Origin of the sequence: Prevotella heparinolytica (assembly GCF_004342845.1) — a bacterium.
In the GTDB taxonomy this organism is placed as follows: domain Bacteria; phylum Bacteroidota; class Bacteroidia; order Bacteroidales; family Bacteroidaceae; genus Bacteroides; species Bacteroides heparinolyticus.
The window spans coordinates 21,183-46,394 of the sequence record NZ_SLXB01000005.1 but is presented as its reverse complement, the minus strand read 5'-3'; the positions used below and the strand labels follow the sequence as shown (position 1 = coordinate 46,394).

Below are 25,212 nucleotides of genomic sequence, written 5' to 3'. Positions count from 1 at the left end.
AAATCAGTCCCTGTTTTTTTTAACCTATCCTAATAATGCGTCTCTTTGTCACTGATTTAGGATGAAATCATTATCTTTGCAGCCGTGTCTGTCGAGACGGTTGCATCTGCCGCGACAGGCACAAGCCTCTGAAAAGTCAAACACAAGTGTCTGACAAACGGAATACAAACAGTTGATTATTAAGAAATAACAAATAACGAATTTCATCCGAATGAAACAGTACAGAACAGTGAACAACCTGATGGGTTGGATTACATTCCTCATTGCGGCAACGGTTTATTGCCTGACCATTGAACCGACTGCCAGTTTTTGGGACTGCCCGGAGTTTATCACTACCGGCTATAAACTGGAAGTGGGACATCCGCCCGGCGCACCGTTCTTCATGCTTGTGGCCAATTTGTTCTCGCAATTCGCCGGCGACGCTTCCACCGTTGCCCGCATGGTGAACTACATGAGTGCTTTGATGAGCGGCGCATGCATCCTGTTCCTCTTCTGGAGCATCACGCACTTGGTGCGCAAATTGGTGGTGACGGACGAGAACAACATCACACGCGGACAGCTTGTCACCATCATGGGTAGCGGACTGGTAGGCGCACTGGCCTATACGTTCAGCGACACTTTCTGGTTCAGTGCCGTGGAGGGCGAAGTGTATGCCTTCTCGTCGCTGTTCACCGCCGTGGTGTTCTGGCTGATACTGAAGTGGGAAGATGTGGCGGACGAGCCTCACAGCGACCGTTGGCTGATTTTGATTGCTTACCTCACGGGGCTTTCTATCGGCGTGCATTTGCTCAACCTGCTCTGTCTGCCTGCCATCGTGCTGGTGTATTACTACAAGAAAACGCCCGATGCCGATGCCAAGGGTTCGTTACTGGCCCTCGCAGCCTCGATGGTGCTGGTGGCTGCCGTGCTCTACGGCATTGTGCCCGGCATCGTGAAGGTGGGCGGATGGTTCGAGTTGCTTTTTGTCAACACGCTGGGCATGCCTTTCAACAGCGGTGTCATCGTGTACATCGTCTTGCTGGCGGCCGCCCTCGTCTGGGGAATATATGAGAGCTACGCCGAGGCGAACAAGACGCGTATGGCGCTTTCGTTCGTCCTCACCATCGGCATGCTGGGCATCCCGTTCTACGGACACGGAGGCAGTGCGGTGGCTATCGGTGTGCTGGTCATCGCCGCCCTTTGGCTTTACCTCAACCCGAAGACGCAGGCGCGCCTCAAGGAGAGGTTCCGTGTTTCGGCACGCACGCTCAACACGTCGCTGCTGTGCACCATGCTCATTGTCATCGGCTATTCCTCGTATGCGCTGATTGTGATTCGTTCCACAGCCAATACGCCGATGGACCAGAACTCTCCGGAAGATATCTTCACGCTGGGCGAGTACTTGGGGCGCGAGCAGTACGGCACGCGTCCGCTGTTCTACGGCCCCGCCTTCTCGTCGCAGGTGGCGCTCGACGTGAACCCTAAAGACGGCTATTGCGAGCCACGCATCCAGACGCAAGGCACGAAGTTCATCCGTAAGGAGAAGGCCACGCCCGACGAGAAAGACGCATATATCGAAATTCCGGGACGCATCGAGTACGAATATGCGCAGAACATGTTCTTCCCCCGTATGTACAGCAGCACACACGCGCAGCAGTACCGTGCATGGCAAGACATCAAGGGATACGACGTGCCCTACGACAAGTGCGGCAACATGGTGATGGTGAACATGCCCACGCAGTGGGAAAACATCAAGTTCTTCTTCTCCTACCAGCTCAACTGGATGTACTGGCGATACTTCATGTGGAACTTTGCGGGCCGGCAGAACGACTTGCAGGGTAGCGGAGAGATTGAGCACGGCAACTGGATTACGGGCATCCCCTTTATCGATAACTTGCTGGTGGGCGACCAGAGTCTGCTGCCGCAGGAGTTGCAGCAGAACAAAGGGCGTAACGTCTTCTTCTGTCTGCCTTTGCTGCTGGGCATCATCGGTCTGCTGTGGCAAGCCTATCGGGGAGAGAAAGGCATCCGGCAGTTCTGGGTGGTGTTCTTCCTCTTCTTCATGACCGGCATCGCCATTGTGCTCTATCTGAACCAGACACCAAGCCAGCCGCGCGAACGCGACTACGCCTATGCCGCCTCGTTCTACGCCTTTGCCATCTGGATAGGTATGGGTGTGGCGGGACTTGTGCGCTTGCTGCGCCACTACACCAAGATGAAGGAGCTTCCGGCCGGCATCCTTGCTTCCGCAGTCTGCCTCCTCGTGCCCATACAGATGGCAAGCCAGACGTGGGACGACCACGACCGCAGCGACCGCTACATGGCGCGCGACTTCGGACAGAACTACCTGATGTCTCTTCAAGAGTCGGGCAACCCCGTCATCTATACCAACGGCGACAACGACACCTTCCCCCTGTGGTACAATCAGGAGGTGGAAGGCTTCCGCACCGATGCCCGCACGTGCAACCTCTCTTACTTGCAGACCGACTGGTACATCGACCAGATGAAACGACCGGCCTATAACAGTCCGTCGCTGCCCATCACTTGGGACCGTATGGAGTATGTGGAGGGTACCAACGAGTATATCCCCATCCATCCGGAATACAAGAAAAGCATCAACCAACTCTATGCCGAGGCCGAGAAGCAGGCATTGGGAGGTAACCCGGAAGCCTTGATAAACGTGAAGAAAGAGTTCGGAGAGAATCCTTACGAGCTTAAGAATATCCTGAAGCACTGGATACGCTCGCCCAAAGACAACGAGTTGAAGGTAATTCCGACAGACAGCATCGTCGTCAAGGTGGATAAGGAGGCGGTGCGCCGCAGCGGGATGATGATTCCGGGAGACAGCATCCCTGACTACATGCACATCTCCTTGAAAGGCAAACGCGCCCTCTACAAGAGCGAGCTGATGATGCTCGAGATGCTGAGCGAAGCCAACTGGGAACGCCCCATCTACATTGCGGTCAGCGTTGGTCAAGAGAACCAGTTGAACATGGGCAACCACTTCATCCAAGAGGGACTTACCTACCGTTTCACACCGTTCGATACGGACAAGACGGGGGTGAAGATAGATTCGGAAAAGATGTACGACAACCTGATGAATAAGTTCAAGTTCGGCGGCATCGACAAGCCGGGCATCTACATCGACGAGAACGCCATGCGCATGTGCTACTCGCACCGACGCATCTTCTCCCAGCTCATCCAGCAGTTGATGCGCGAGGGGAAAAAAGACAAGGCAAAGGCTGCACTGGACTATGTCGAGAAAATGATTCCTGCCTGCAACGTGCCATACGACTGGCAGAACGGCGCCATGCAGATGGCCGAAGCCTATTACCAACTGGGCGAAACCGCCAAGGCGGACGAAATAGCGAAAGCCCTTGCCGACAAGTCGGTGGAATACATGACGTGGTACATGAGTCTGGACGACAACCGCTTTGCCATCTCAGTCCGCGAGTTTGAATACCATTGGGCGGTGCTCGATGCCGAGGTCAAGACCATGAAGCAGTATAACTCCAAACAGGCCGACATCTACACCCCCAAAGTGGAAAGGCTGTATAATATGTATGTAGAAAGAATGAAATGAGCGGTTAGCGGTGAGTGATTGGTAACTACTACTAACCGCTAACCGCTAATCACTACTAACTAACCGCTAATCATTAACCGCTATCCCACGTGTTTATAGAGCAACCTCCCGAATTTATCCGCAAGCTATATTCCGGCGCCATCTGGCGGATGGACCCTAACGAAAGAGCCGTTTACCTGACTTTCGATGACGGTCCTATTCCCGGAGTGACTCCTTGGGTACTCGATTTGCTGGATAAGGATGATATCAAAGCCACCTTCTTCATGGTGGGCGACAACATACGGAAGCATCCTGAAGAGTTCCGCATGGTGGTGGAACGCGGACACCGCATCGGCAATCACACGTTCAACCATATTCGGGGATTTGAATACACGGCCGAGAAGTATCTGGGCAACACGGAGCAGGCACGCATCTTTATGGAGATGGGCGGAGACATCAACTGCAACGTGGAGAAAGTGCTCTTCCCGTTGCTGTTCCGTCCCCCTCACGGACATATGTTCGCCGCGCAATACCTGAAGCTGAAACGCTCTTACAAGATAGTGATGTGGGACTTGGTGACTCGCGATTACAGTAAGAAGCTGCGCGGCCCTCAAGTGCTGGCCAACGTGATGAGATATGCCCGAAACGGCTCCATCATCACTTTCCACGATTCATTGAAGTCGTGGTGTAACGGAAACCTGCAATACGCCTTGCCTCGTGCCATCGACTTCTTGAAAGAAGAGGGCTACGAGTTCAAGGCGCTGTAATGCGGAGACTCTTTTATTTCACCTCAACTGTTAGAGGGTTGCGTACTTTCTGCGCAAAGTCCGCCATGTAGCGGTTCCATGCATCGGCAGTCTTGATGTCTGCCCTGCTCCATGCAAAGCCCCAATAATACACATAGTCTGTACCCGGCTCATAGTGGCTGACGGCCAGTACATGCCCGTCGGCGCCATTGCGTCGCTTCTTCTCCTCGGCGGAGAAGAGCACGGTCTTGGCTTCTTTTACAAGAGCGGGGAAAGCGGCTCCCATGAATATCTTGCCGTTATCGGGGCCCGTAGTGGGGTCTACGTAAGTGATGTAACCGTTTGGCGCATCTGCCACCACGGCACCGTCTGGTTCGTGCAGCACAATGCCTGTAACCACCGGCAGAGCCTTTTTCAGGTTGGTGTAAGAGATGACGGTCTTATTCAGATGCGAACCGGCATCCAATGTAATCAGACGTGTCTCTATCACCGTGGTGTCGCCTTCGATGTTCAGCGGAGTGAACTCCATCTTCACCGTGAAGCGCAACGGCCCGTTGTCCAGCACCTCATGCGTCTTGTAGCACCACGGATAAACGATGGTGTCGTTCACCATCAACGCCGCCACACCGGCTCCCAGCGTGGGGCCTACTGCATAGCAGTCCATACCGAAGCCGTGGTCGACGTGATAAGAGATGGAACGGCTCAACTCGTCGGCAGCCTTGGGGTCGGTTTTCTTCAGTTCGGCGATGTTGGCACGTACCTCTTTATTTACCTCTTTCTCGTAGAGACTTTCCAAAATAGGCTCTGTGGTATTGCGTTTCGTGAACAGGTCGTAGCCGAAGCCGCGCTCGCCCCTTGCCTGCAAAGCCGGACCGTATGCGCGGAAAGCCACCAAGTCGTTTTCCCAAGCCATGTCGTCCATGCGCTCCGGGTATTGCCGTCCGCAAGCCCTTACCTGCACATCGGCGGGAACACCTGTACGGATGGTATAGACAGCCGAGGCGTTGGCTTTCACCGCAACGGGGAAGATAAGTGTTCCGTCGTAAGTCACTTGATAGGGCACTTGTTCGCCTTCGGCGTTCAACACCACGATTTGTGCCGTATCTGACAAATTCAGCCGGGAAGATATTTCGGCCATAGACACCTCTGCCATCTCGCCGGAACGTTCCATTTCCAGCGGGTTGGTCACCGTGACGGTGACGGTCTTGTTTTCGCTGCATGCCGAGCAGCACCAAACTGCCAGACATAATAAAAGAAGTTTCTTCATGGATTGAATTGTTTATCTTAAAAAAGCACGGATGACCCGGAAAAACACGGTCTCTTTATAAATAAAACCCGTGAAGTCCGTGTAATCCGTGCCTGAAAGAATATCAAAGAGGTGTGTGTTTACACACCCCGTTCTTGTTGTTATTTCGGTTGTTTGCCTATATATGCCAGAATGCCGCCGTCTACATAGAGGATATGTCCGTTCACGGCGTTCGACGCTTCCGATGCGAGGAACACGGCAGGACCTGTAAGCTCTTCCGGATCCAACCAACGGCCTGCCGGAGTTTTGGCGCAAATGAAAGAGTCGAATGGATGGCGGCTTCCGTCGGCCTGCTTTTCGCGCAGCGGAGCCGTCTGCGGAGTGGCGATGTAGCCCGGCCCGATGCCGTTGCATTGGATGTTGTATTCGCCATACTCGGAGCAGATGTTGCGGGTGAGCATCTTCAAGCCGCCCTTGGCTGCAGCGTATGCCGACACGGTTTCGCGTCCCAGCTCGGACATCATGGAGCAGATGTTGATGATTTTGCCGTGCCCTTTCTTCATCATAGCCGGCAGTACGGCCTTGGATACGATGAACGGAGCGTTCAGGTCGATGTCGATGACACGACGGAAATCGGCAGCTTCCATCTCGTGCATGGGCACACGGCGGATGATGCCGGCATTGTTCACGAGGATGTCTACCGAGCCTACCTCTTTCTCGATGCGGGCTATCATGGCCTGAACGGCCGGTTCATCGGTCACGTCGCATACGTAGCCGTGTACTTTGATGCCCTTCTCGGCATAAGCGGCCAGACCCTTGTCTACCAAATCCTGATTGATGTCGTTGAAACAGATTGTCGCACCTTGCTCCGCAAAAGCCGAAGCGATGGCAAAACCGATACCGTAAGAAGCACCTGTGACAAGGGCTACTTTACCTTCTAAAGAAAAATTCAAATACGGATTCATAACGTTAAATTATTAAGTTTAAGAATATAAGTTCAAAACGGTTCTGATGCTTTATTTCAGATCTGTAATCAGTGAGAAGTCCTGATCGGCATAGTCCAGATTCTCTCCTCCCATGCCCCAGATGAAGGTGTAGCTGTGCGTGGCAGCGGCCGAGTGGATAGACCATTCGGGAGAGAGCACCGCCTGCTCGTTTTTCATCCAGATGTGGCGTGTTTCGTCCACTTCGCCCATAAAGTGACAGATGGCATGTTCTTGGGGCAACTCGAAATAGAAATAAGCCTCCATGCGCCGGCTGTGCACGTGCGGCGGCATGGTGTTCCACACGCTGCCCGCTGCCAGTTCGGTCATACCCATTTGCAATTGACAGGTGGGCAGTACCTGATTGACCAGCATCTTGTTGACGCAACGGTGGTTGGAGCTCTCTAAAGCTCCCATCTCGGCAATGATGGCGTCTTTCTTCGTCACTTTCTTGTCCGGATAGTTGCGATGTGCCGGCAGGGAATTGAAATAGAATTTGGCCGGAAGGGCGGCATCCTTGCTCTCGAAGCTCACTTCACGGTTGCCCGAACCCAGATAGAGCGCCTCCTTGTAGTCCAGATTGAATACGGCATCGCCCGCTTTCACCACTCCCGGTCCGCCCACGTTGAAGATTCCCATCTCGCGACGAGTCAGGAAGTAAGGTGCTTTAAGCGGGTCGATGGCTTCCAGATTCAACACCTCGCCCACAGGCATGGCACCTCCCACTATCATACGGTCGTACATGGAATATACCATATTGACTTCGTTCGGAGAAAACACCTTTTCTATAAGGAAATCGCGTCGGATTCTTTTCGTATCATAGCCTTTAACATCATCGGGATGCGCGGCATAGCGGATTTCATAGTTTGTTTTCATGATTCTGCGACATTTTATATGTTATGGATTCGACCATCAATAGTTCTTCGTTTGCGTACACGGTACAAATGTAGCAAAAGAAAACGGAGAAGTACCATAAATTTGTACCAATTATATAGCATTATCGTTCAAAGGGCTATTTCAGAAGAACGAGGACACCTATAAATGGGTATTTGCGGGAGGCTGCACACAAATTCATGTATAGTGCCGGGTAAAACCGGCATCCTTAGAATGCTATTGAATAAAGTTTAATAAACAGGCTCTAAATTACATTCTTCGATTCTCAGCACGATTACATGCTTTATAATTTCATGAAACACCTTAAGCTACGATAATAGCCCCAAGAAGAGGGACGTTGTAACAAAATTTCCAAACCAATCCGTCTTTCTTAGCCAATCATCAGGATACAATCTCCTACCCTCGCCAGAACCCCTTCTGGCGAGGGGGTAGATCAGTATAGGACTGATGCCACATCAGTATAGGAGTGAGAAAAGACAACGCTGTTTTCGTTCTCAAAAGGAAAAGAAAAAGGACTTTTTTTGTAAATATATTATCCTGTTTCTTTATCAACACATCAGCAGGAATCAGGGTCAGTTTGTTCAATTGCTTCATTCTTCGAGATCGGCTGATAATAATTTCATGAAGAGATCGGGTATGCGTTATAATTATTCCGCCGACGGATACTTTTGCTAATTTTCAACTTGAATGATTCATTTTTTCATCAAGAAAAGTTTGCGGGAATATTTATAGTATTTAACTTTGCACCCCCAAAAAAAGCACGTATACTATACTCGTGCTTAAAAACAATAAAAATATTATCAATATGAGATTATTTAATTTAATTGTATTCTTTTGTTTGGCAACACTTTCTCTGCATGCGGAAGACTCCAATAAGAAAGTGAGGACAGATGCCAACATTGTAGGACATATCATCGAATCGGTTACGGGCGAACATGTTCCCGGAGTGAGTATTTTCATTAAAGGAACCACGATCGGGACCGTTTCCGATCATATACGGGACACTATCGGTTAATGGTTCTTCCGGTGGGAACCAAGACTATTGTGATGAAAGCCGTAGGTTATAAGACACAAGAACGAGATGTGGTTTTGGAGAGAACCGTTACAAAGGAAGTCAACTTTATTCTCGAAGAAGATGTTGCTGTTTTGGATGCCGTGGTCGTTTCGGCCAACCGTACGGAGACAACCCGTCGTCTGGCGCCCACGTTGGTGAACGTCATTGACGGCAAGCTATTCAGCTCTTCCAACGCTAACAACCTCTCGCAGGGACTTGCTTTCCAGCCGGGTGTACGCGTGGAGAACAACTGCCAGAACTGCGGCTTCAATCAGGTGCGCATCAACGGTATGGACGGACGTTACACTCAGATTCTGATAGATTCCCGCCCCATTTTCAGTGCGTTGGCGGGCGTATATGGTCTGGAGCAGATTCCGGTCAACATGATAGACCGTGTAGAAGTGGTGCGTGGAGGAGGTTCCGCCCTCTTCGGTTCTTCGGCCATTGCCGGTGTGCTGAACATCATCACCAAAGAGCCCACGCAGAACTCGTTTAGTCTGAATGAGTCATTGGGCTTCACCGGTATGAAGAGAATGGACAACAACCTTGCATTCAACGGTTCCATCGTGAGCGATGACCAGCGGACGGGCGCCATGTTCTTCGGACAGATGCGTACACGTAATCCGTGGGATAAAGACGGTGACGGCTTCTCTGAAATAGGTAAGATAGATTCCCGTTCGGCCGGTATTCATACATTCCTGCGTACGTCGGACTACAGCCGGTTGACAGCTGAGATACACGGTATTCAAGAGTTCCGTCGCGGTGGCGATCATCTGGATTGGCCGGAGCATGTGGCATCCGTGGCCGAACAGACCGACCACTCGATTTATAGCGGAAACCTGAAATACGACCTCCGTTCGGCCGACTCGAAACATCACTTTCAGGGCTATGTGTCGGGACAGATTGTGAATCGCAAGAGTTACTATGGCGGTATCGGTGCTTTGGATGGACTGGACGATACGGGCAATGAATATGGCAAGTTGGGATATCCCATTCCTAAAGAGTATTACGGTGAGAATGACGGTGTGACGAAAGGTCGTACTTACATGGGCGGTGTGCAATATTCATACGACTTCGACAAATTCCTTTTCATGCCGGCACAGGTATTGTTCGGGGCCGAATACACGCGGGACATGCTGAAAGATAAAATGCCCATTCGTAGCTGGACACCGGCAAAGAACGAAGACGGCACGCCGGTGAAAGACAAGAACGGAAATCTTATTCCTCTCTATCCCGAAACAGACCAGCGCATCAACAACTGGAGCCAGTTTGCTCAAGTGGAATGGAAGAATGCGAAATGGAGCCTCTTGTTGGGTGCTCGTTTGGACGAACACTCTGAGGTGGATAATCCTATTGTGAGCCCTCGTGCCACCCTGCGCTTCAATCCTACTAAAGACATCAACCTGCGTGCTACTTATGCCAAGGGCTTCCGTGCCCCGCAAGTATTCGACGAAGATTTGCACGTGGCCGTAATCGGCGGTGAAGCCAAGAAAATCACCAATATCGACGGACTGAAGCCGGAGGTGAGCCACTCGTTCAGTGTCAGTGCGGATACATATCACAGCTTCGGGGAGTTTCATATCAACCTGCTTGCCGAAGGATTCTATACTCGACTGAAAGACGTTTTCGGTGAAGAGGTGCAGGCCGACCAGCATGACGGCATCAAGCGTTACAACCGTGTCAATGGTGAAGGTGCAAAGATATTCGGTGTGAACCTTGAAACCAGAATGGCCTATCGCCGCGTGCAGTTGCAGGCCGGATTTACGTTGGCTTCAAGCAAATACGACTCTCCTCAAGAGTGGGGCGAGCGTACGACGCTGACGTCGGGAGACCAACCCGAAGTGAACGGCTCGAACTTCCAAAAAGACGCAAAAGGAGAATTCGTGAACGAGGGACAGACCGACAGAGCCATGACCCGCACACCCAATGCTTACGGTTACTTCACCTTTGGGTGGAATCCCGTCAATCCGTTGAACATTGCGCTGACCGGTACTTTCACAGGACAGATGAAAGTGCCTCATGTCATCGAGTGGGGAGCCGGATCTGCCTTGTCGGACATTGCCGCCCTCGATGCCAAGAAACGTACAGCCGTGGCAGATGCTTCGGGCGCTGCTCCTCATTGGGACGAACTGGAGACTACGCCTTCCTTCTTCGATTTGGGCGCAAAGATTTCTTATGATTTCCGGTTGTTCACTGCTACCAAGTTGCAACTGTATGCCGGATTGACGAATATCTTCAACTCTTTCCAGAAAGATTTCGATCGCGGCGCCGGACGCGACAGTGGATATATCTACGGACCTACTCAGCCGCGCTCCATTTATGTAGGGTGCAAATATAGCTTCTGATAGATTGCGAAGCTACGGATGTTTGAACAGAACTGCACACCCCAAAAGTTAGACAAAAACTTTTGGGGTGTGCTTTTATGAAGTACAGTTATGAACAACGACTTGTAATAGATGATATGTCAAGTAAAGCAGGGTGAAGCCATCGCCCATTTATCTAAGGAGTATCATATCAATACCTGAGTACACGGTATAGACGGTTGCTTTTGCTAAAGATGAGGGGCAGTATCCTATCGGGCGGATATTTCCTGAATACATCGGTTTACAGCGATTAGTCAGAAGAGAGCCTTTTACGCCGAGCACCCTCCCCCCTGTTTTGACAGCCGCAAGCCTTTGTCGTGACAGCCACAAGTGTTTGAGCCGTCAGACACAAGCCTCTGGCAGGATAGGGTTAAATATTTGATAACCAATAAACTTTGACTTTAAAATACAACTCTCCGGGTGAGGCTATCGACCAACTTCTTATCCCGGACTCAGGTATATCAATGAAACAGAGATATTGGCATGGGTGAGGGAATGTGGGACAAATATGGACGTTCCGGATTGGAATAACAACCACATTGCCGTCCTACGATTAAATTAAAGGAGGAAGTAATACGTATAATTCTGGAAAAGACGTTCCTTTGGCTCATGGAGAGACGAACTAAGGTCCGGTTATCCTCTCGACTTATTATTGGGGTTAAAAAAGATGGCTTGTTCCATGTTCTGCTGCCTTTTAAGCGTCTAAAAACCGCAGGCAAGTATGCTGATGAAAAAAAGGCTGTTAAATTGATTCTTATGAGCATAAAGGTGGACATGGTTATCGTTGTGTGATTGCCGAAATGCACAATCGCTGTTTACGTTAAAGCATAAGACCGTGCAGCAACTTATGGATGAGGCTTAAAAGCGAAATCCGTAAAGTCCGCTACCGCCCATACAAAGGCGAGGTCGGCAGGATAGCGCCAAATATCATCAATCGGGATTTTATTGTGGAAGCTCCAAGCCGCAAATGATGGGCGTCACACAGATAAATATCGGTTCTGTCAAACTCTATTTTTCGCCGGTCTTGGATATGTTCAATGATGAGATAATATCCCAAAATCTCTTAACTTCGAACAGATTTACGATATGCTTGACAAGGCTTTCTCACGGTTTGACTCTCTTGATGGGATTATACAGCATTCTGGTCACGGTTAAAAGGAAAGAGTCCGGTGCAATACCGAACTCTTTCAATAAACGGATGATGTCTAACTCGTTTCACTTTTGGGGTGCACTTCAAAACTCTGGCACAACCTCATTTTTATTTATAACCTTATCGGTAGTGTGAGTCACTTCATTTCTTCTGCTACAGTTTCTCCGGCTTTCTTATTCTTCATCAGCAGGTAAGCAACGGGAGATGCCACGAATAAAGAAGAGAGTGTGCCGAACACAACACCCAGAATCATGGCGAATGCAAAGCTGCGGATAGAATCACCACCGAGGATGAAGATACACAGCAATACGATCAATGTACTGAATGAAGTGTTGATGGTACGTGCCAACGTGGTGTTCAACGAATCGTTGAAGAGTTGGAACTTGCCGCGTTTCGGATAGAGACCGAAGAACTCGCGTACACGGTCGAAGATTACCACCTTGTCATTGATGGAGTAACCGATAGCTGTCAGGATGGCACCGATGAACGTCTGGTCGATTTCCAGAGAGAACGGCATCCAGCCCCAGCAGATGGAGTAAGCACCCAGAATAACGATAGTGTCGCAAGCTAATGCGGCAACAGAGCCGATACTGTATGCTATGTTGCGGAAACGGATCAGGATATAGATGCCGATGGCAATCAGTGCAAGTACAACCGACCAAATGGCGGATACCTTGATATCGTCTGCTATGCTCGGACCCACTTTCTGCGAACTGATGATACTACCACCGGTGTGGTTCTCACGGTCGATGAATGTTTCCAGCGTGATATTCTGAGTCAATACGGGCTTCAGAGTCTCGTACAGATATGCTTCAATTTCAGAGTCAACGTTGTTGCCTTCTTCCTCGATACGGTAGTTGGTGCTGATGCGCACTGTCTTGCCGTCTGTACCGATGGCGATAACACTTACATTGGCATCACCGAACTTGCTGGAAATCAATTCACGGATTTGTTCGGGTTCTACCTTGTTTTCAAACTGTACCTTGAAGTTACGTCCGCCGGTGAAGTCAATGCTTTGGCTCAATCCGCGAGTCATGAGGAAAGCAAGGCATACCACCACGGCCGTTCCAGTGATCGTCAGCCACAATTTGTTTCTTCCCATGAAGTTGAAACGTACATTCGCCATCAGGTTTTTGGAGATGCTTGAAGAGAATGTCAGGTTCAGCAACTTGTCTTTGCCCATGAAGTGATCATAGAACAGACGAGTCATGAATACTGCTGTGAAGAATGAAATCAAGATACCGATGATCAGTGTGGTGGCAAAACCACGAATAGGACCGGTACCGAAGTTGAACAAGATGATACCTGTGATGATAGATGTCAAGTTCGAGTCGAAGATGGCAGAGAAAGCGTTGGAATAACCGTCGGCCAATGCTTTCTTCACGCCCTTGCCGGAGCGAAGCTCCTCTTTGGTACGCTCGTAGATCAAAACGTTGGCATCCACAGCCATACCGAGCGCCAAAACCATACCGGCAATACCGGACATGGTCAATGCGGCTTGGAAAGATGAAAGAATGCCCAGCGTGAAGAACATGTTCAGTACCAATGCTCCGTTGGCAACCATACCCGGAATGAAACCGTACATTGTGCACATGTATATCATCAGCAGGATCAATGCTACTACAAACGACATGATACCGGCGTTGATAGAGGCTTGTCCCAACGACGGGCCCACGATGTCTTCTTGTACGATGTGGGCGGGAGCCGGCATCTTACCTGATTTCAATACGTTGGCCAAGTCTTTTGCCTGTTCGGGAGTGAAGTGGCCGGTGATCTGTGAGTTGCCGCCGGTGATTTCATTGTTTACATTGGGTGCGGAATATACATAATCGTCCAATACGATGGCGATGCTCTTTCCAATGTTCTGCTTGGTGAGCTGCGCCCAGCGACGTGCACCGTCCGTATTCATGGACATGCTTACGGCAGGTTTGCCATAGTGGTCGTATTCGTCTTTGGCATTCACCACTACATCACCTTCCAGCGGAGCTTTACCGTTGCGCTCGGTAGAGCGGATGGCATACAACTCGAAGGTCTGTGCTTTCGGGTCATATTCATAAGCCGATACTCCCCATTTCAAACGCAAGTCTTTCGGCATCTCGGCCATCACTTCCGGCATGGAGAGGTATTTGTTTATTTCAGCCGTATCTTTGGCATTGGCATAACCTGCTACGGGACCGTTGTTTGGGTTCACCTGCAAGATGGCCAACAAAGGATGCTCTTTCTTGATTTGTTCCAGGTTAGCGGTCTGTGCTTTGCTTTCGCCTTTCAGGGCTGCGGCAAGGCTATCGGCTGTAGTGGCTTGTGCCATGGCCGGTGCAACGCCTGCACTGTCAGAAGCAGTGCTGTCTGCTTCCGCCTGATCGCCGGTTTCTCTTGCCAAAATAGTGCGTAGTTTGGCGTCTGCCGACTGCAAGTAAGGAGCCACGTCTTTGGCTGTGTATGTTTCCCAGAATTCCAGATTGGCAGAACCTTGCAGTAGTTTTCTTACACGTTCAGGTTCTTTGATACCCGGAAGTTCCACCATGATGCGTCCCATCTTGTCTTCCAAGCTTTGGATGTTGGGCTGTACAACGCCGAAACGGTCGATACGGGTACGGAGCACGTTGTATGAATTCTCAACCGCTGCTTTTACTTCTTCGCGCAATACTTTTTCAACTTCAGCATCGGACGACTTCTGGTTTACTTTGTCTTTCAACTGTTGGGTTGCGAACAACTCGGAGAGCTTGCCTGCCGGAGCCAACTTGTGGTACTCCTTGATGAAGAGTGTGATAACGTCTTCCTGGCTTGTAGTAGCCAGTTTGGTGGCATTGGCCAAAGCTTGATTGAATGCTTCGTCCGTTTTGTTGTCTGCCAATACTTTGATGACGTCAGGCACAGATACTTCGAGGATGACGTTCATACCACCCTTCAGGTCCAAGCCCAAACCGATTTCCATCTCACGACAATCTTTCAGAGTCCAATTGCCAAAATACACTTTCTCATTAGCCAGAGAATCGAGGTAAGCTTGTTCCGCTCTCGCATCGCCTTTTGCGAACTCTTTTGCCTTATTGGTGTAATGGCGAGTTACAAAAGAGAAAGAGAGGTAGAATACGCACACCAGTGTGAGCAATATTGCAAAAACCCTTACAAATCCTTTGTTTTGCATGTTACTTTTAGTTTTTTATTATTGTTTTTAATTTAATTCTGCTGTATACAAGGCTGCAAATATAGTTTTTTTTTCACAATTCTTACTTCATACCGCGATTTTTTAACATCGGGTCTAATTGAGGCTCAGCGCCTCTGAAGTTCTTGTAGAGCACCATCGGGTCTTCACTGTCTCCTTTTTCCAATACATTTTGGCGGAAGAGAGCGGCGGTCTGTTTGTCAAAGATGCCGTGTTCTTTGAATGCTTCGAAAGCATCGTTGTCCAGAACATTTGCCCAAAGATAGCTGTAGTAACCTGCGGCATAACCTCCGATGATGTGGTTGAAGTAGGTGGTACGATAACGCGGTGCGATTTGGGGTATCAGGCCGAGTCGTTCCATTGCTTCTTTCTCATAAGCAACTACGTCGATTCCTTCGGTATTTTTCAGGTTGTGCAGGTTCATGTCGAGAATGGCTGCCGCCAATAGTTCGGTCGTTATGAAGCCTTGGTTGAAAGTCTGCTGGTTGAGGATCTTTCCAATCAGGGTGTCGGGAATTACCTCGCCGGTCTGGTAGTGCTTGGCGTATATTTTCAAAACTTCGGGTTCGGTGGCCCAATGTTCGTTGATTTGGGAAGGAAGTTCCACAAAGTCGCGTGCCACATTGGTGCCGGAGGTTCCTTTGTATTGGCATTGGGTCAGCAATCCGTGCAAGGCATGGCCGAATTCGTGGAACAAGGTTTCCACTTCGTCGATGGTGAGCAGAGAAGGGGTATCGCCTACGGGTTTGGTGAAGCTGCACACATTGCATATCAATGGACGTATGTTTCCTTGTTGTTCGCGATAGTTGTTCATCCAAGCACCGCCTCTCTTTCCGGAGCGCGGAAAGTAGTCTGCATAGAAGATGCCCAATTGTGAGCCGTCCTGGGCTTTTACTTCGAAAACTTCCACGTCAGGATGATAAACCGGAATATTGTCGAGTTTGGTCAGCGTGATGCCATACAGCTTGTTGGCTACATAGAAAGCGCCGTCGCGCACGTTGTCAAGTTTGAAGTAAGGCTTGATTTCGGACTCTTCCAGATTGTATTTCTCTTTGCGCAGTTTTTCGGTGTAGTACCACCAGTCCCATGCTTCCAGTTTTTCGCCTTTGCCCTCTTTGTCCATCAAATTTTGCAGTTCGGATGCTTCAGCTTTTGCTTTGGGCAGTGCGTAACCCCATAAATTGTTGAGGAAATCCATTACTGTGGTGGCGTTCTTTGCCATTTTGTTCTCCAGAACGAAGTTGGAGTAGCAGTCGAAGCCCAGCAGTTGTGCTTTTTCAAGTCTCAGGCTTATGATTTCGCTGATGATTTTCTTATTATCGTTTTTATCATTATTGTTGCCGCGGTTGATATAAGCTTTGTAAATCTTCTCGCGCAACAGGCGGTTGGCGGCGTATTGCAGGAAAGGCAGGCGGCTGGCGTTGTGCAGGGTGAACAACCATTTGCCTTCTTGTCCGGCGGCCTTTGCCTCTTCGGCGGCACTTTGGCAGAACCATTCGGGCAGACCGGCCAGATCTTCTTTCTTGTCGACAAACAATTTAAAGTCGTTATTCTCATTCAGGATATTATTGCTGAAGGTAATGCCGAGCGTGGAAAGCTGTTTGTTGATTTCGCGCAAGCGATTTTGCTTGTCGGCCGGGAGATTGGCTCCGGAACGGACAAAACCTTTGTACGTTTTTTCTAAGAGCCTCTCTTGTTCGCGGCTCAGGCCGAGCGACTCTTTCTGTCGGTAAACTGCATCTATTTTCTTAAAAAGTTCCTGGTTGAGCGAAATGTTATCCTCATGCTCGGCCAGCTCCGGAGCCAGTTTAATAGAGAGGGCCGTCAATTTGTCTGTGGTTTCGGCCTCTGTCAGGTTGTGGAATACACCACCCACACGATCCAGTATTGGTGAACTATTGTCGAGAGCAGCAATGACATTTTCGAAAGAAGGGGTCTCCGTATTGTCAATAATAGCTTGGATGTTGGCATTCTGTTCCTCCATTCCTTTCCGGAATGCGGGTTCATAATGTTCCAACTTGATTTTATCGAAAGGCGGTACGCCATTCGGGGTTTGAAACTCGGAAAGGAACGGATTGCTATCCGTCTTAGTGGCACAGGAGTACATCATACAACTTGTTGCTAAAATTAGAATACTCTTCTTTAACATTGTTTTCTTGGTATTAAATCGTTATTATTCTTTTGTTTTTTACTTTTCTTTGCTGATATAGCACCATATAGGGTAATGGTCGGAGACTTTGATAGAACGGTCTACGGTGCAATTATAAGCTTTCAGGTTCTTGCTTGTCAAGATATTGTCTATCCGGAAATAGAACTTATTTTGATTATAGGATATGCCTAACCCTCGCCCTGATTGGATGAACGCATCATCCAACCCTTGACTGATGACGCGGTGTGTGTAGGAGATGGGAGTATCATTGAAATCGCCGCAGACAATGATGGACGCATGCGGTGAGGAGGCTATTTCCTTTGCAATGGTGTCGGCTTGTGGGGCACGGATGGCAGATGCTTCTGCCAGCTTGCGTATCAATAGGCGTATGCCATGTTTCACTTTTTCCTTCTCGGGTGCCTTGAGCATGTCTTCATAGACGACCTTATCGGCTTGGGTCAGTTTGTTGGACTCCAGATGATTGTTGATAAGGGTAATGGTGTCTTCGCCGATCTTCACTTCGTACAATACCGAACCATTGTATCCGCTGACATAGTCTAATACCCGTGAAGAGAGAATGGGATATTTGGAATAGCAGGCTATTTTATTGGTAAATCCTTTCCCGCTGCCTATCGGGTGAATGGCATGGTATGGATATGCCTTGAGTGCCTTCTCCACATCCTTTTGTGAAAGATGGCGAGCCGATTCCATCGTGGCGTATTCTTGCAGACAAAGTATATCGGCATTGCTCTCTTTCAGGTAAGTCAGTATCGGATTCTTGCCATCTTGTTTGGTGGTACCATCGAATCCCATGATGTTGTAAGACAAAAGTTTTATGCTCCCTTCGGGTAGTTGGTTTGTGTGGAAATTGATGGGCAGGTAGGCGCGTATTTGCGAATAGCACAACAGGAAGCCCAGCAAAGGCAGCAATGCCGACTTGTAATGCTGTATGATCAGCCAGAAGACGAGGAATCCTCCGTTTATCACTACGAAGACGGGGAATATAAGCCCCAGACACGATTCTGCCGGATGAGCCACCGGCTGAATGTGCGGACTGTAGGCGGTAAGGAGCAACAGACCTGTGAATAAGGCATTGACCGCCAGAATCAGAAGGGCTACGAGATTTCCTAAATGCTTCACTTCTTTTTTTCTTGGCTTTAAACTTAGCGTTTACTGGCATCGAACAGACTTTTCTTTTCCTCTGCGGTCAGACTTTCATAGCCCGACTTTTTCAGTTTATCGAGAATGCGGTCCAGTTCATCGGATTGAGCCTTCTTTCGAGCGTTATAATCGTAATCTTTTTCTCTGCCGGTGCCATAATGTACTTTCATCTTCGGTTTTCGAGGCTTAAAGCTGAGTAATGAAAATAGTATGTCCAATGATTTATTTATCCATAGAACGATGTCTATTCCTTTGTTGAGGGAGGCTGCAAACCACAAGCCGGCTAATGCGCCTCCCACATGTGCAATGTGTCCGCCTGCATTGGCGGAAGTGATAAAAAATAAATCCATACCTATGACGATGAGTGCCAGATATTTCAGCCGAACGGTGCCGAACAGTAACAATTGTATCGGATAATTTGGCTCGCGGTATGCAGTGGCGGCCACAATGGCCAGTACGGAAGCGGAGGCTCCGAGCATGAAGCTGCCGTTTATCATAGGAGCGAAGTACGGGAATATGTTGTAGGCAGCCATGTATAGCAATCCGCCTCCGATTCCTCCAAGCACATATACTCCGCGTAGGTGCTTGGCCGAGAAAAGATTCTGGAACAGTGCGCCAAACCAATAGAGCCATAGCATGTTGAAAAGGATATGTACCAGGCCGGCGTGCATGAACATGTATGTCAGCAGTGACCAAGGTTGTAGGGCAAAGCGCTGAAACGACGCCGGTAGTTCCAGCCATTGGAATACTCCTGCCAGACTCCGGTTGAAAAGCTGGAGCATTACCTCCGTCAATGTGGTAAGGATAAACACGCCCACATTGATGTATATCAGCCGGATATAAATACTCCCCTTGCGAAAGTTTTCTTTCAGATCAGTTATAATAGTAGCCATTTCCTTTATTCTTATTTCTCCAGTACATAATCAGGATAAAACCGAATATCATGCCGCCCAAATGCGCAAAATGAGCGACATTGTCTCCGGCATTGTTGGCAAATCCGGCATATAACTCAATCAGTGCGTAACCGATGACAAAAAATTTTGCCTTGATAGGAAAAGGGAGTGGGAAGATGAACATTTGCTGGTTGGGGAATAGCATGCCGAATGCCAGCAAAATGGCGTATACCGCCCCCGAGGCACCTACGGTTGTCAGCATGTTGAGGTATTCTTTCATCGGGATGACAGATATCCCGGTGTTTACGCTGTCGTAGGCAGAAAGTACTGTCTCATAATGGATGTATTGCACCAGCTCCTGAATGATTCCTGCCCCTATACCGCATGCCAAATAATAAAACAAGAAGCGTTTCGGCCCCCATACCTGTTCCAGAATCCGCCCGAACATCCATACGGCAAACATATTGAAGAATACGTGCGAGAAACCGGCATGCATGAACATGTAGGTTATCAACTGTGCGGCGTTGAAGTCTTCGGCAAGAAAAAAGTGCAATCCCAAATATCGGGCAAGGTCCACACCGTAGCTTTGGGCTACAATGGTACCCAAAAACATCAGTGCGTTAATAATCAAAAGGTTTTTAGTTATAGTAGGTATTGTATTCATACAGTTTCCATTCCAAAATTTGCGGTAAGGATAAAACAGTCCCGCTTCTTTGCTTTTTCTGGCAAAAATACGAATAATTTCTGTTCTATAGCAGAAAAAGTATATTCTATTCTTTTTTTTCGTCGTTTTCCAATGTTTTTTTAAAGTTTTTGTTTGATATTCAGAAATATTACTCTATTTTTGTGGAACTTTGTGAAAGAAAGCAGAATGATTTTTTTTAAAACATAATTAATTAAATTGAAGTATTATGAATAAGGCGGAACTTATCAGCGCTATGGCAGCGGAGTCTGGTTTGTCAAAAGTAGACTCTAAAAAAGCATTGGATGCATTTGTTGCATCAGTAAGCAAGGCAATGAAAGCCGGTGATAAAGTATCATTGGTTGGTTTTGGAACTTTTTCTGTGGCAGAGAGAGCTGCACGTACCGGTATTAACCCTTCTACGAAGCAAACTATCAAAATCCCTGCAAAGAAAGTTGTAAAGTTCAAAGCGGGTACAGAGTTGACTGCTGAATAAGCGAGAGTTCATCATAAGGTATAATAAAAAGGGCGTTTCCGTGAGGCGGTGCGCCCTTTTTTGTTTGCAAAATTTTATTCTGCTTTTGTTTTGCATTATCTTTGTCCCCCGGAAAATACATTAAAATCATGGATATAGAACAGAAACTGGTAGCGTCCGTCATTGGCGGACTGAAATCGCTGTACGGGCAGGAAGTGCCTGCTGCACAAGTGCAGTTGCAGAAAACCAAGAAAGAATTTGAAGGGCATCTCACACTGGTGGTCTTTTCTTTCCTCCGTATTTCAAAGAAAGGACCGGAGCAAACGGCACAGGAAATTGGAGAGTACTTGCAGGCGAACGAATCTATGGTGGCCTCGTTCAATGTTATCAAAGGTTTTTTGAACCTGACCGTCGCATCTTCTGCGTGGATTGAACTTCTGAATGGTATTCAGGCAGACGAACTGTATGGCATTATATCTGCCACCGATGCGTCTCCGCTTGTGATGATTGAATATTCCTCTCCCAATACGAACAAACCTCTCCATCTGGGACATGTCCGCAACAACTTGTTGGGTAATGCTTTGGCCAACATCATGGCTGCAAACGGAAATAAGGTGGTAAAGACCAATATCGTCAACGACCGTGGCATTCATATCTGCAAATCAATGCTGGCGTGGCAGAAGTTTGGCAACGGCGAAACTCCTGAATCGTCCGGCAAGAAGGGCGATCACCTGATCGGTGATTACTATGTGGCCTTTGATAAGCATTACAAGGCCGAGGTGAAAGAACTGATGGCCAAATACCAAGCCGAGGGACTGGACGAAGAAGAAGCCAAGGCAAAGGCCGAAGCCGAATCGCCTTTGATGAAAGAAGCGCGGGAGATGTTGGTGAAGTGGGAAGCCAACGACCCCGAAGTCCGCTCTTTGTGGAAAAAGATGAACGACTGGGTGTATGCCGGCTTTGATGAAACATACCGTATGATGGGCGTTACTTTCGATAAGATTTACTATGAGTCCGACACCTATCTTGAAGGAAAGGAAAAAGTGCTTGAGGGTTTGGAGAAAGGATTTTTTTATAGGAAAGAAGACGGCTCCGTATGGGCAGACCTTACCGGCGAAGGTCTGGATCATAAACTGCTTCTCCGTTCCGACGGGACTTCCGTTTATATGACGCAGGACATCGGTACTGCCAAACTGCGCTTTGCCGATTATCCCATCGACAAGATGATTTACGTAGTGGGCAACGAGCAGAACTATCACTTTCAAGTTCTTTCCATTCTGCTCGACAAGCTGGGCTTTGAATGGGGCAAGGGTTTGGTACACTTCTCCTACGGAATGGTAGAACTCCCCGAAGGTAAGATGAAGAGCCGCGAAGGTACGGTGGTGGATGCCGATGACTTGATGGCCGAGATGATAGCGACAGCCAAGGAAACTTCCGGTGAGTTGGGCAAGCTGGATGGCTTGACACAGGAAGAAGCGGATAACATAGCCCGTATTGTCGGCTTGGGAGCTTTGAAGTATTTCATCTTGAAAGTAGATGCCCGCAAGAACATGACGTTCAACCCGAAAGAGTCTATCGACTTCAACGGTAATACCGGGCCATTCATCCAATATACGTACGCGCGTATCCAGTCCGTGCTGCGCAAGGCGAAAGAGGCAAACCTTGTGATACCTTCCCAATTGCCCGAAGGCATCGAGTTGAGCGAAAAAGAAGAGGGTTTGATACAGATGCTGGCCGATTTTGCAACCGTGGTGAAGCAGGCAGGCGAAGATTACAGTCCGTCTGTCATAGCCAATTATGTCTACGACCTTGTAAAAGAATATAACCAGTTCTACCATGACTTCAGCATTCTGCGCGAAGAGAACGAAGCGGTAAAGGTGTTCCGTCTTGCCCTTTCTGCCAATGTGGCTAAAGTGGTGCGCCTGGGCATGGGGCTGCTTGGCATCGAGGTTCCGGATAGAATGTAAGAACGAAACGGCTTGAAGGGCATTGTCACTCCTGCCCTGTTATAGATGGATGACGCTGAATGCGCAGAACTTACATGAAGAAAAGTCTGCGTGTTCAGCGTCATTTGCGTTTGAAAAAGAATCTTCTTGAGGTGCGAGTAAACTTATGCCTACATCTTGGCATTCCTATGCCCACACTTTAGCATTCCTATGCCCACACTTTAAGACCCGTAAGCCCACACCTTAAAGACAATATCCCCACACTTTGGGAGAGGTGCGCCCACACTTCGGGAGACATTAGCCCACACCTTGTGGAAAGTATAGCCGGGATGGATGATACCGGCTATTTCTTTTTAGTCGTTTTAGCAGCTTTTGCTGTACTTTTCACTGCTTTAGCCGTTCTTCTGGGCTTGCTCGCTTTTTCGCTTTGCAGCCTTACAAGCTCCAGGCAAGCGTGCAGGTTCAAGTCTTGCGGAACAATGTCCTTAGGGATTTTGTAGTTATTGCCTTTATAAGCAATGTAGGGGCCGTAGCGACCGTTCAGGATTTCGAGTTCCGGCTCCTCATCGAATTTCTTGATGTGCCTTTGGGCTTCTTCTTCCTGTTTCTTTTTCAGTAATTCGATGGCTTCTTCCAGCGCGATGGTCATCGGGTCCATAGTCTTGGGCAGTGAAGTGTACGTACCGTTGTACTGAATGTACGGGCCGAAACGTCCTGCCCCGATAACTACCTCCTTGCCTTCGTATTCGCCCAATGTGCGTGGAAGTTTGAATAGCTCCAACGCTTCTTCCAGAGTGACGGTTTCGAGAGACATTTCTTTCTTCAGTTGGGCAAAGCGAGGCTTTTCATTGTCTTCCGCAGTGCCTATTTGCACCACCGGACCAAAACGGCCTATCTTTACAGATACTTGTCTGCCGCTGACGGGGTCGTTGCCGAGAATGCGTTCGCCGGCTTTGTGCGCGCTCTTGGCTGCAAGTGTTTTCTCCACGGAGGGATGGAAGTCTTTGTAGAATGTTTTCAGAATGGCGGTCCATTGCTTGTCGCCTTCGGCTATCTCGTCGAACTGTTTCTCTACATTGGCGGTGAAGTTGTAGTCGAGAATGTTGGGGAAGTACTCGATCAGGAAGTCGTTCACCACGATACCAGTATCGGTAGGCATCAGCTTCGATTTTTCCGCTCCGGTGATTTCGGTGCGCTTGGTGTCCGTTACCTGATTGTTTTTCAGGGCAAGTACATTGTAGGCACGTTCTTCACCCGCTTTCTCGCCCTTCACCACATATTCGCGTTGCTGAATGGTGGAGATGGTGGGTGCGTAGGTAGACGGACGGCCGATACCCAGTTCCTCCAGCTTGTGCACAAGGCTGGCCTCGGTGTAGCGGGGCGGATGCTGTGTGAAGCGTTCGATGGCGGTGATATTATCGAATTGCAGTTGCTGTGCTTTCTTCAGGGGAGGGAGCAGGTGGGCTTCATTCTCCTGCGCTTCCGTATCATCGTCATACGATTCTCTGTACACACGGAGGAAACCGTCGAAGGTAATCACTTCTCCCACAGCCATAAAGGTGTCGGATGCGTTGCTGATGCCGATGGTCACGGTGGTCTTCTCCACTTCGGCATCGGTCATTTGCGAAGCGATGGTGCGCTTCCATATCAGGTCATATAGCTTTCTTTCCTGAGGTGTGCCCTCTATACGGGCGTTCTCCATATAAGTGGGACGGATGGCTTCGTGCGCCTCTTGTGCTCCTTTGGTCTTGTTGGCAAAGTGTCGAGGGTGTACGTAGCGTTCGCCCATTAGGTTGGCAATGGTTTCCTTGCAGCCGTTCACAGCCAGTCCGGAGAGGTTCACCGAGTCGGTACGCATGTAAGTGATGAGTCCCGATTCGTAGAGACGTTGCGCCACCATCATGGTCTGTGCCACGGTGAAACCCAATTTGCGGGCAGCCTCCTGTTGCAGGGTGGAGGTGGTAAAGGGGGCGGCAGGCGTCTTTTTCAGTGGGCGGGTGGTGATGTCGTTGATGGCAAAGGTGGCCGACTTGCAACTTTCCAGAAACGCCAAGGCTTCTTCTTTTGTCTTGATGCGGCGAGCCAGTTCGGCTTTCATTTCCACTGTCTTTCCGTTATTGTCGGGCACGAGGAAGATGGCAGTCACCCGATAGGCAGCTTCGGTTTGGAAAGCCTGTATTTCGCGTTCGCGCTCCACGATGAGACGGACAGCGACCGATTGCACGCGGCCTGCAGAAAGAGCCGGTTTCACTTTCCGCCACAATATCGGCGAGAGTTCAAAGCCTACGATGCGATCCAAGATACGCCGTGCTTGTTGGGCGTCTACCAGATTGATGTCGATGTTGCGGGGATTCTCTATGGCTTTCAGGATGGCATCTTTGGTGATTTCATGAAAGACGATGCGCTTAGTCTGTTCCGGCTTGAGTTTCAGAACTTCATACAGATGCCAAGCAATGGCTTCTCCTTCGCGGTCCTCATCGGAAGCCAGCCAGACGGTTTCGGCTTGATCGGCTTCTTCTTTCAGTTGGGCTACTACTTTCTTTTTGTCTGAGGGAATCTCATAGTGCGGCTCAAAGTCTTTTTCGACATTAATGCTGAACGCTTTCTTTTTCAAGTCGCGTATATGGCCGTAACTGGAAAGTACTTTATAATCTTTCCCCAAGAACTTTTCGATTGTTTTCGCTTTTGCCGGAGACTCGACAATTACAAGGTTTTTCTGCATAATTTTCTGTTTTTTAATGACTCCCACCACTGAATTCGGGCGCA

General features: G+C 49.0%; 13 protein-coding genes and 1 pseudogene. 5 read left to right on the top strand and 9 right to left on the bottom strand.

Annotated elements, in window-relative coordinates; all coding sequences use genetic code 11:
• The first annotated feature begins 211 nt into the window (after positions 1–211).
• Positions 212–3,562, top strand: a complete 3,351-nt coding sequence (locus tag EV202_RS04080; RefSeq protein WP_131925624.1) for a glycosyltransferase family 117 protein — start codon at positions 212–214, stop codon at positions 3,560–3,562.
• Positions 3,563–3,651: 89 nt separating this feature from the next.
• Positions 3,652–4,308, top strand: coding sequence for a polysaccharide deacetylase family protein (locus tag EV202_RS04075; protein ID WP_106069400.1), 657 nt, complete (start codon positions 3,652–3,654; stop codon positions 4,306–4,308).
• Between the two features lie 13 nt (positions 4,309–4,321).
• Here EV202_RS04075 and EV202_RS04070 read toward each other — a convergent pair whose 3' ends face one another.
• The 3 genes from EV202_RS04070 to kduI form a co-directional block, all read right to left on the bottom strand.
• Positions 4,322–5,554, bottom strand: coding sequence for a DUF4861 domain-containing protein (locus EV202_RS04070; protein ID WP_131925622.1), 1,233 nt, complete (start codon positions 5,552–5,554; stop codon positions 4,322–4,324).
• Between the two features lie 140 nt (positions 5,555–5,694).
• Positions 5,695–6,498, bottom strand: a complete 804-nt coding sequence (locus EV202_RS04065) for a gluconate 5-dehydrogenase (RefSeq protein WP_131925620.1) — start codon at positions 6,496–6,498, stop codon at positions 5,695–5,697.
• Positions 6,499–6,549: 51 nt separating this feature from the next.
• Entirely contained in the window at positions 6,550–7,392 is an 843-nt protein-coding gene (gene kduI / locus EV202_RS04060) for a 5-dehydro-4-deoxy-D-glucuronate isomerase (protein WP_131925618.1), read from the bottom strand.
• A gap of 814 nt (positions 7,393–8,206) precedes the next feature.
• Between kduI and EV202_RS04055 the strand changes: the two are divergent.
• Positions 8,207–10,809: pseudogene (locus EV202_RS04055) on the top strand (TonB-dependent receptor).
• Positions 10,810–12,113: 1,304 nt separating this feature from the next.
• On the opposite strand, the gene secDF reads toward EV202_RS04055, so the two are convergent.
• The 5 genes from secDF to EV202_RS04030 all read right to left on the bottom strand — a co-directional run bounded on the left by secDF (position 12,114) and on the right by EV202_RS04030 (position 20,007).
• Positions 12,114–15,122, bottom strand: a complete 3,009-nt coding sequence (gene secDF, locus EV202_RS04050; RefSeq protein WP_131925616.1) for a protein translocase subunit SecDF — start codon at positions 15,120–15,122, stop codon at positions 12,114–12,116.
• Positions 15,123–15,204: 82 nt separating this feature from the next.
• Positions 15,205–17,289 carry a M3 family metallopeptidase gene (locus EV202_RS04045; protein WP_106069393.1) on the bottom strand — a complete coding sequence of 695 codons (2,085 nt, stop codon included), beginning with the start codon at positions 17,287–17,289 and terminating at the stop codon, positions 15,205–15,207.
• A gap of 39 nt (positions 17,290–17,328) precedes the next feature.
• Positions 17,329–18,429, bottom strand: coding sequence for an endonuclease/exonuclease/phosphatase family protein (locus tag EV202_RS04040; protein ID WP_131925614.1), 1,101 nt, complete (start codon positions 18,427–18,429; stop codon positions 17,329–17,331).
• Between the two features lie 23 nt (positions 18,430–18,452).
• Positions 18,453–19,343, bottom strand: coding sequence for a rhomboid family intramembrane serine protease (locus EV202_RS04035; RefSeq protein ID WP_131925612.1), 891 nt, complete (start codon positions 19,341–19,343; stop codon positions 18,453–18,455).
• A complete protein-coding gene (locus EV202_RS04030) occupies positions 19,324–20,007 on the bottom strand; it encodes a rhomboid family intramembrane serine protease (protein WP_164996230.1) in 684 nt (227 codons plus the stop codon). Before EV202_RS04030 ends, EV202_RS04035 begins: the two co-directional genes overlap by 20 nt.
• Positions 20,008–20,254: 247 nt before the next feature.
• Here EV202_RS04030 and EV202_RS04025 point away from each other — a divergent pair, with 247 nt between their 5' ends.
• Together EV202_RS04025 and argS are read left to right on the top strand one after the other, a co-directional pair.
• The gene (locus EV202_RS04025; RefSeq protein WP_106069390.1) at positions 20,255–20,521 is read left to right on the top strand and encodes an HU family DNA-binding protein; all 267 of its coding nucleotides are present in this window, start codon (positions 20,255–20,257) and stop codon (positions 20,519–20,521) included.
• Positions 20,522–20,649: 128 nt separating this feature from the next.
• On the top strand, positions 20,650–22,467 hold the full coding sequence (argS, locus tag EV202_RS04020; RefSeq protein ID WP_131925611.1) for an arginine--tRNA ligase: 1,818 nt from the start codon (positions 20,650–20,652) through the stop codon (positions 22,465–22,467).
• Positions 22,468–22,789: 322 nt separating this feature from the next.
• On the opposite strand, the gene topA is transcribed toward argS, so the two are convergent.
• On the bottom strand, positions 22,790–25,168 hold the full coding sequence (topA, locus tag EV202_RS04015) for a type I DNA topoisomerase (RefSeq protein ID WP_131925609.1): 2,379 nt from the start codon (positions 25,166–25,168) through the stop codon (positions 22,790–22,792).
• Positions 25,169–25,212 lie beyond the last annotated feature (44 nt).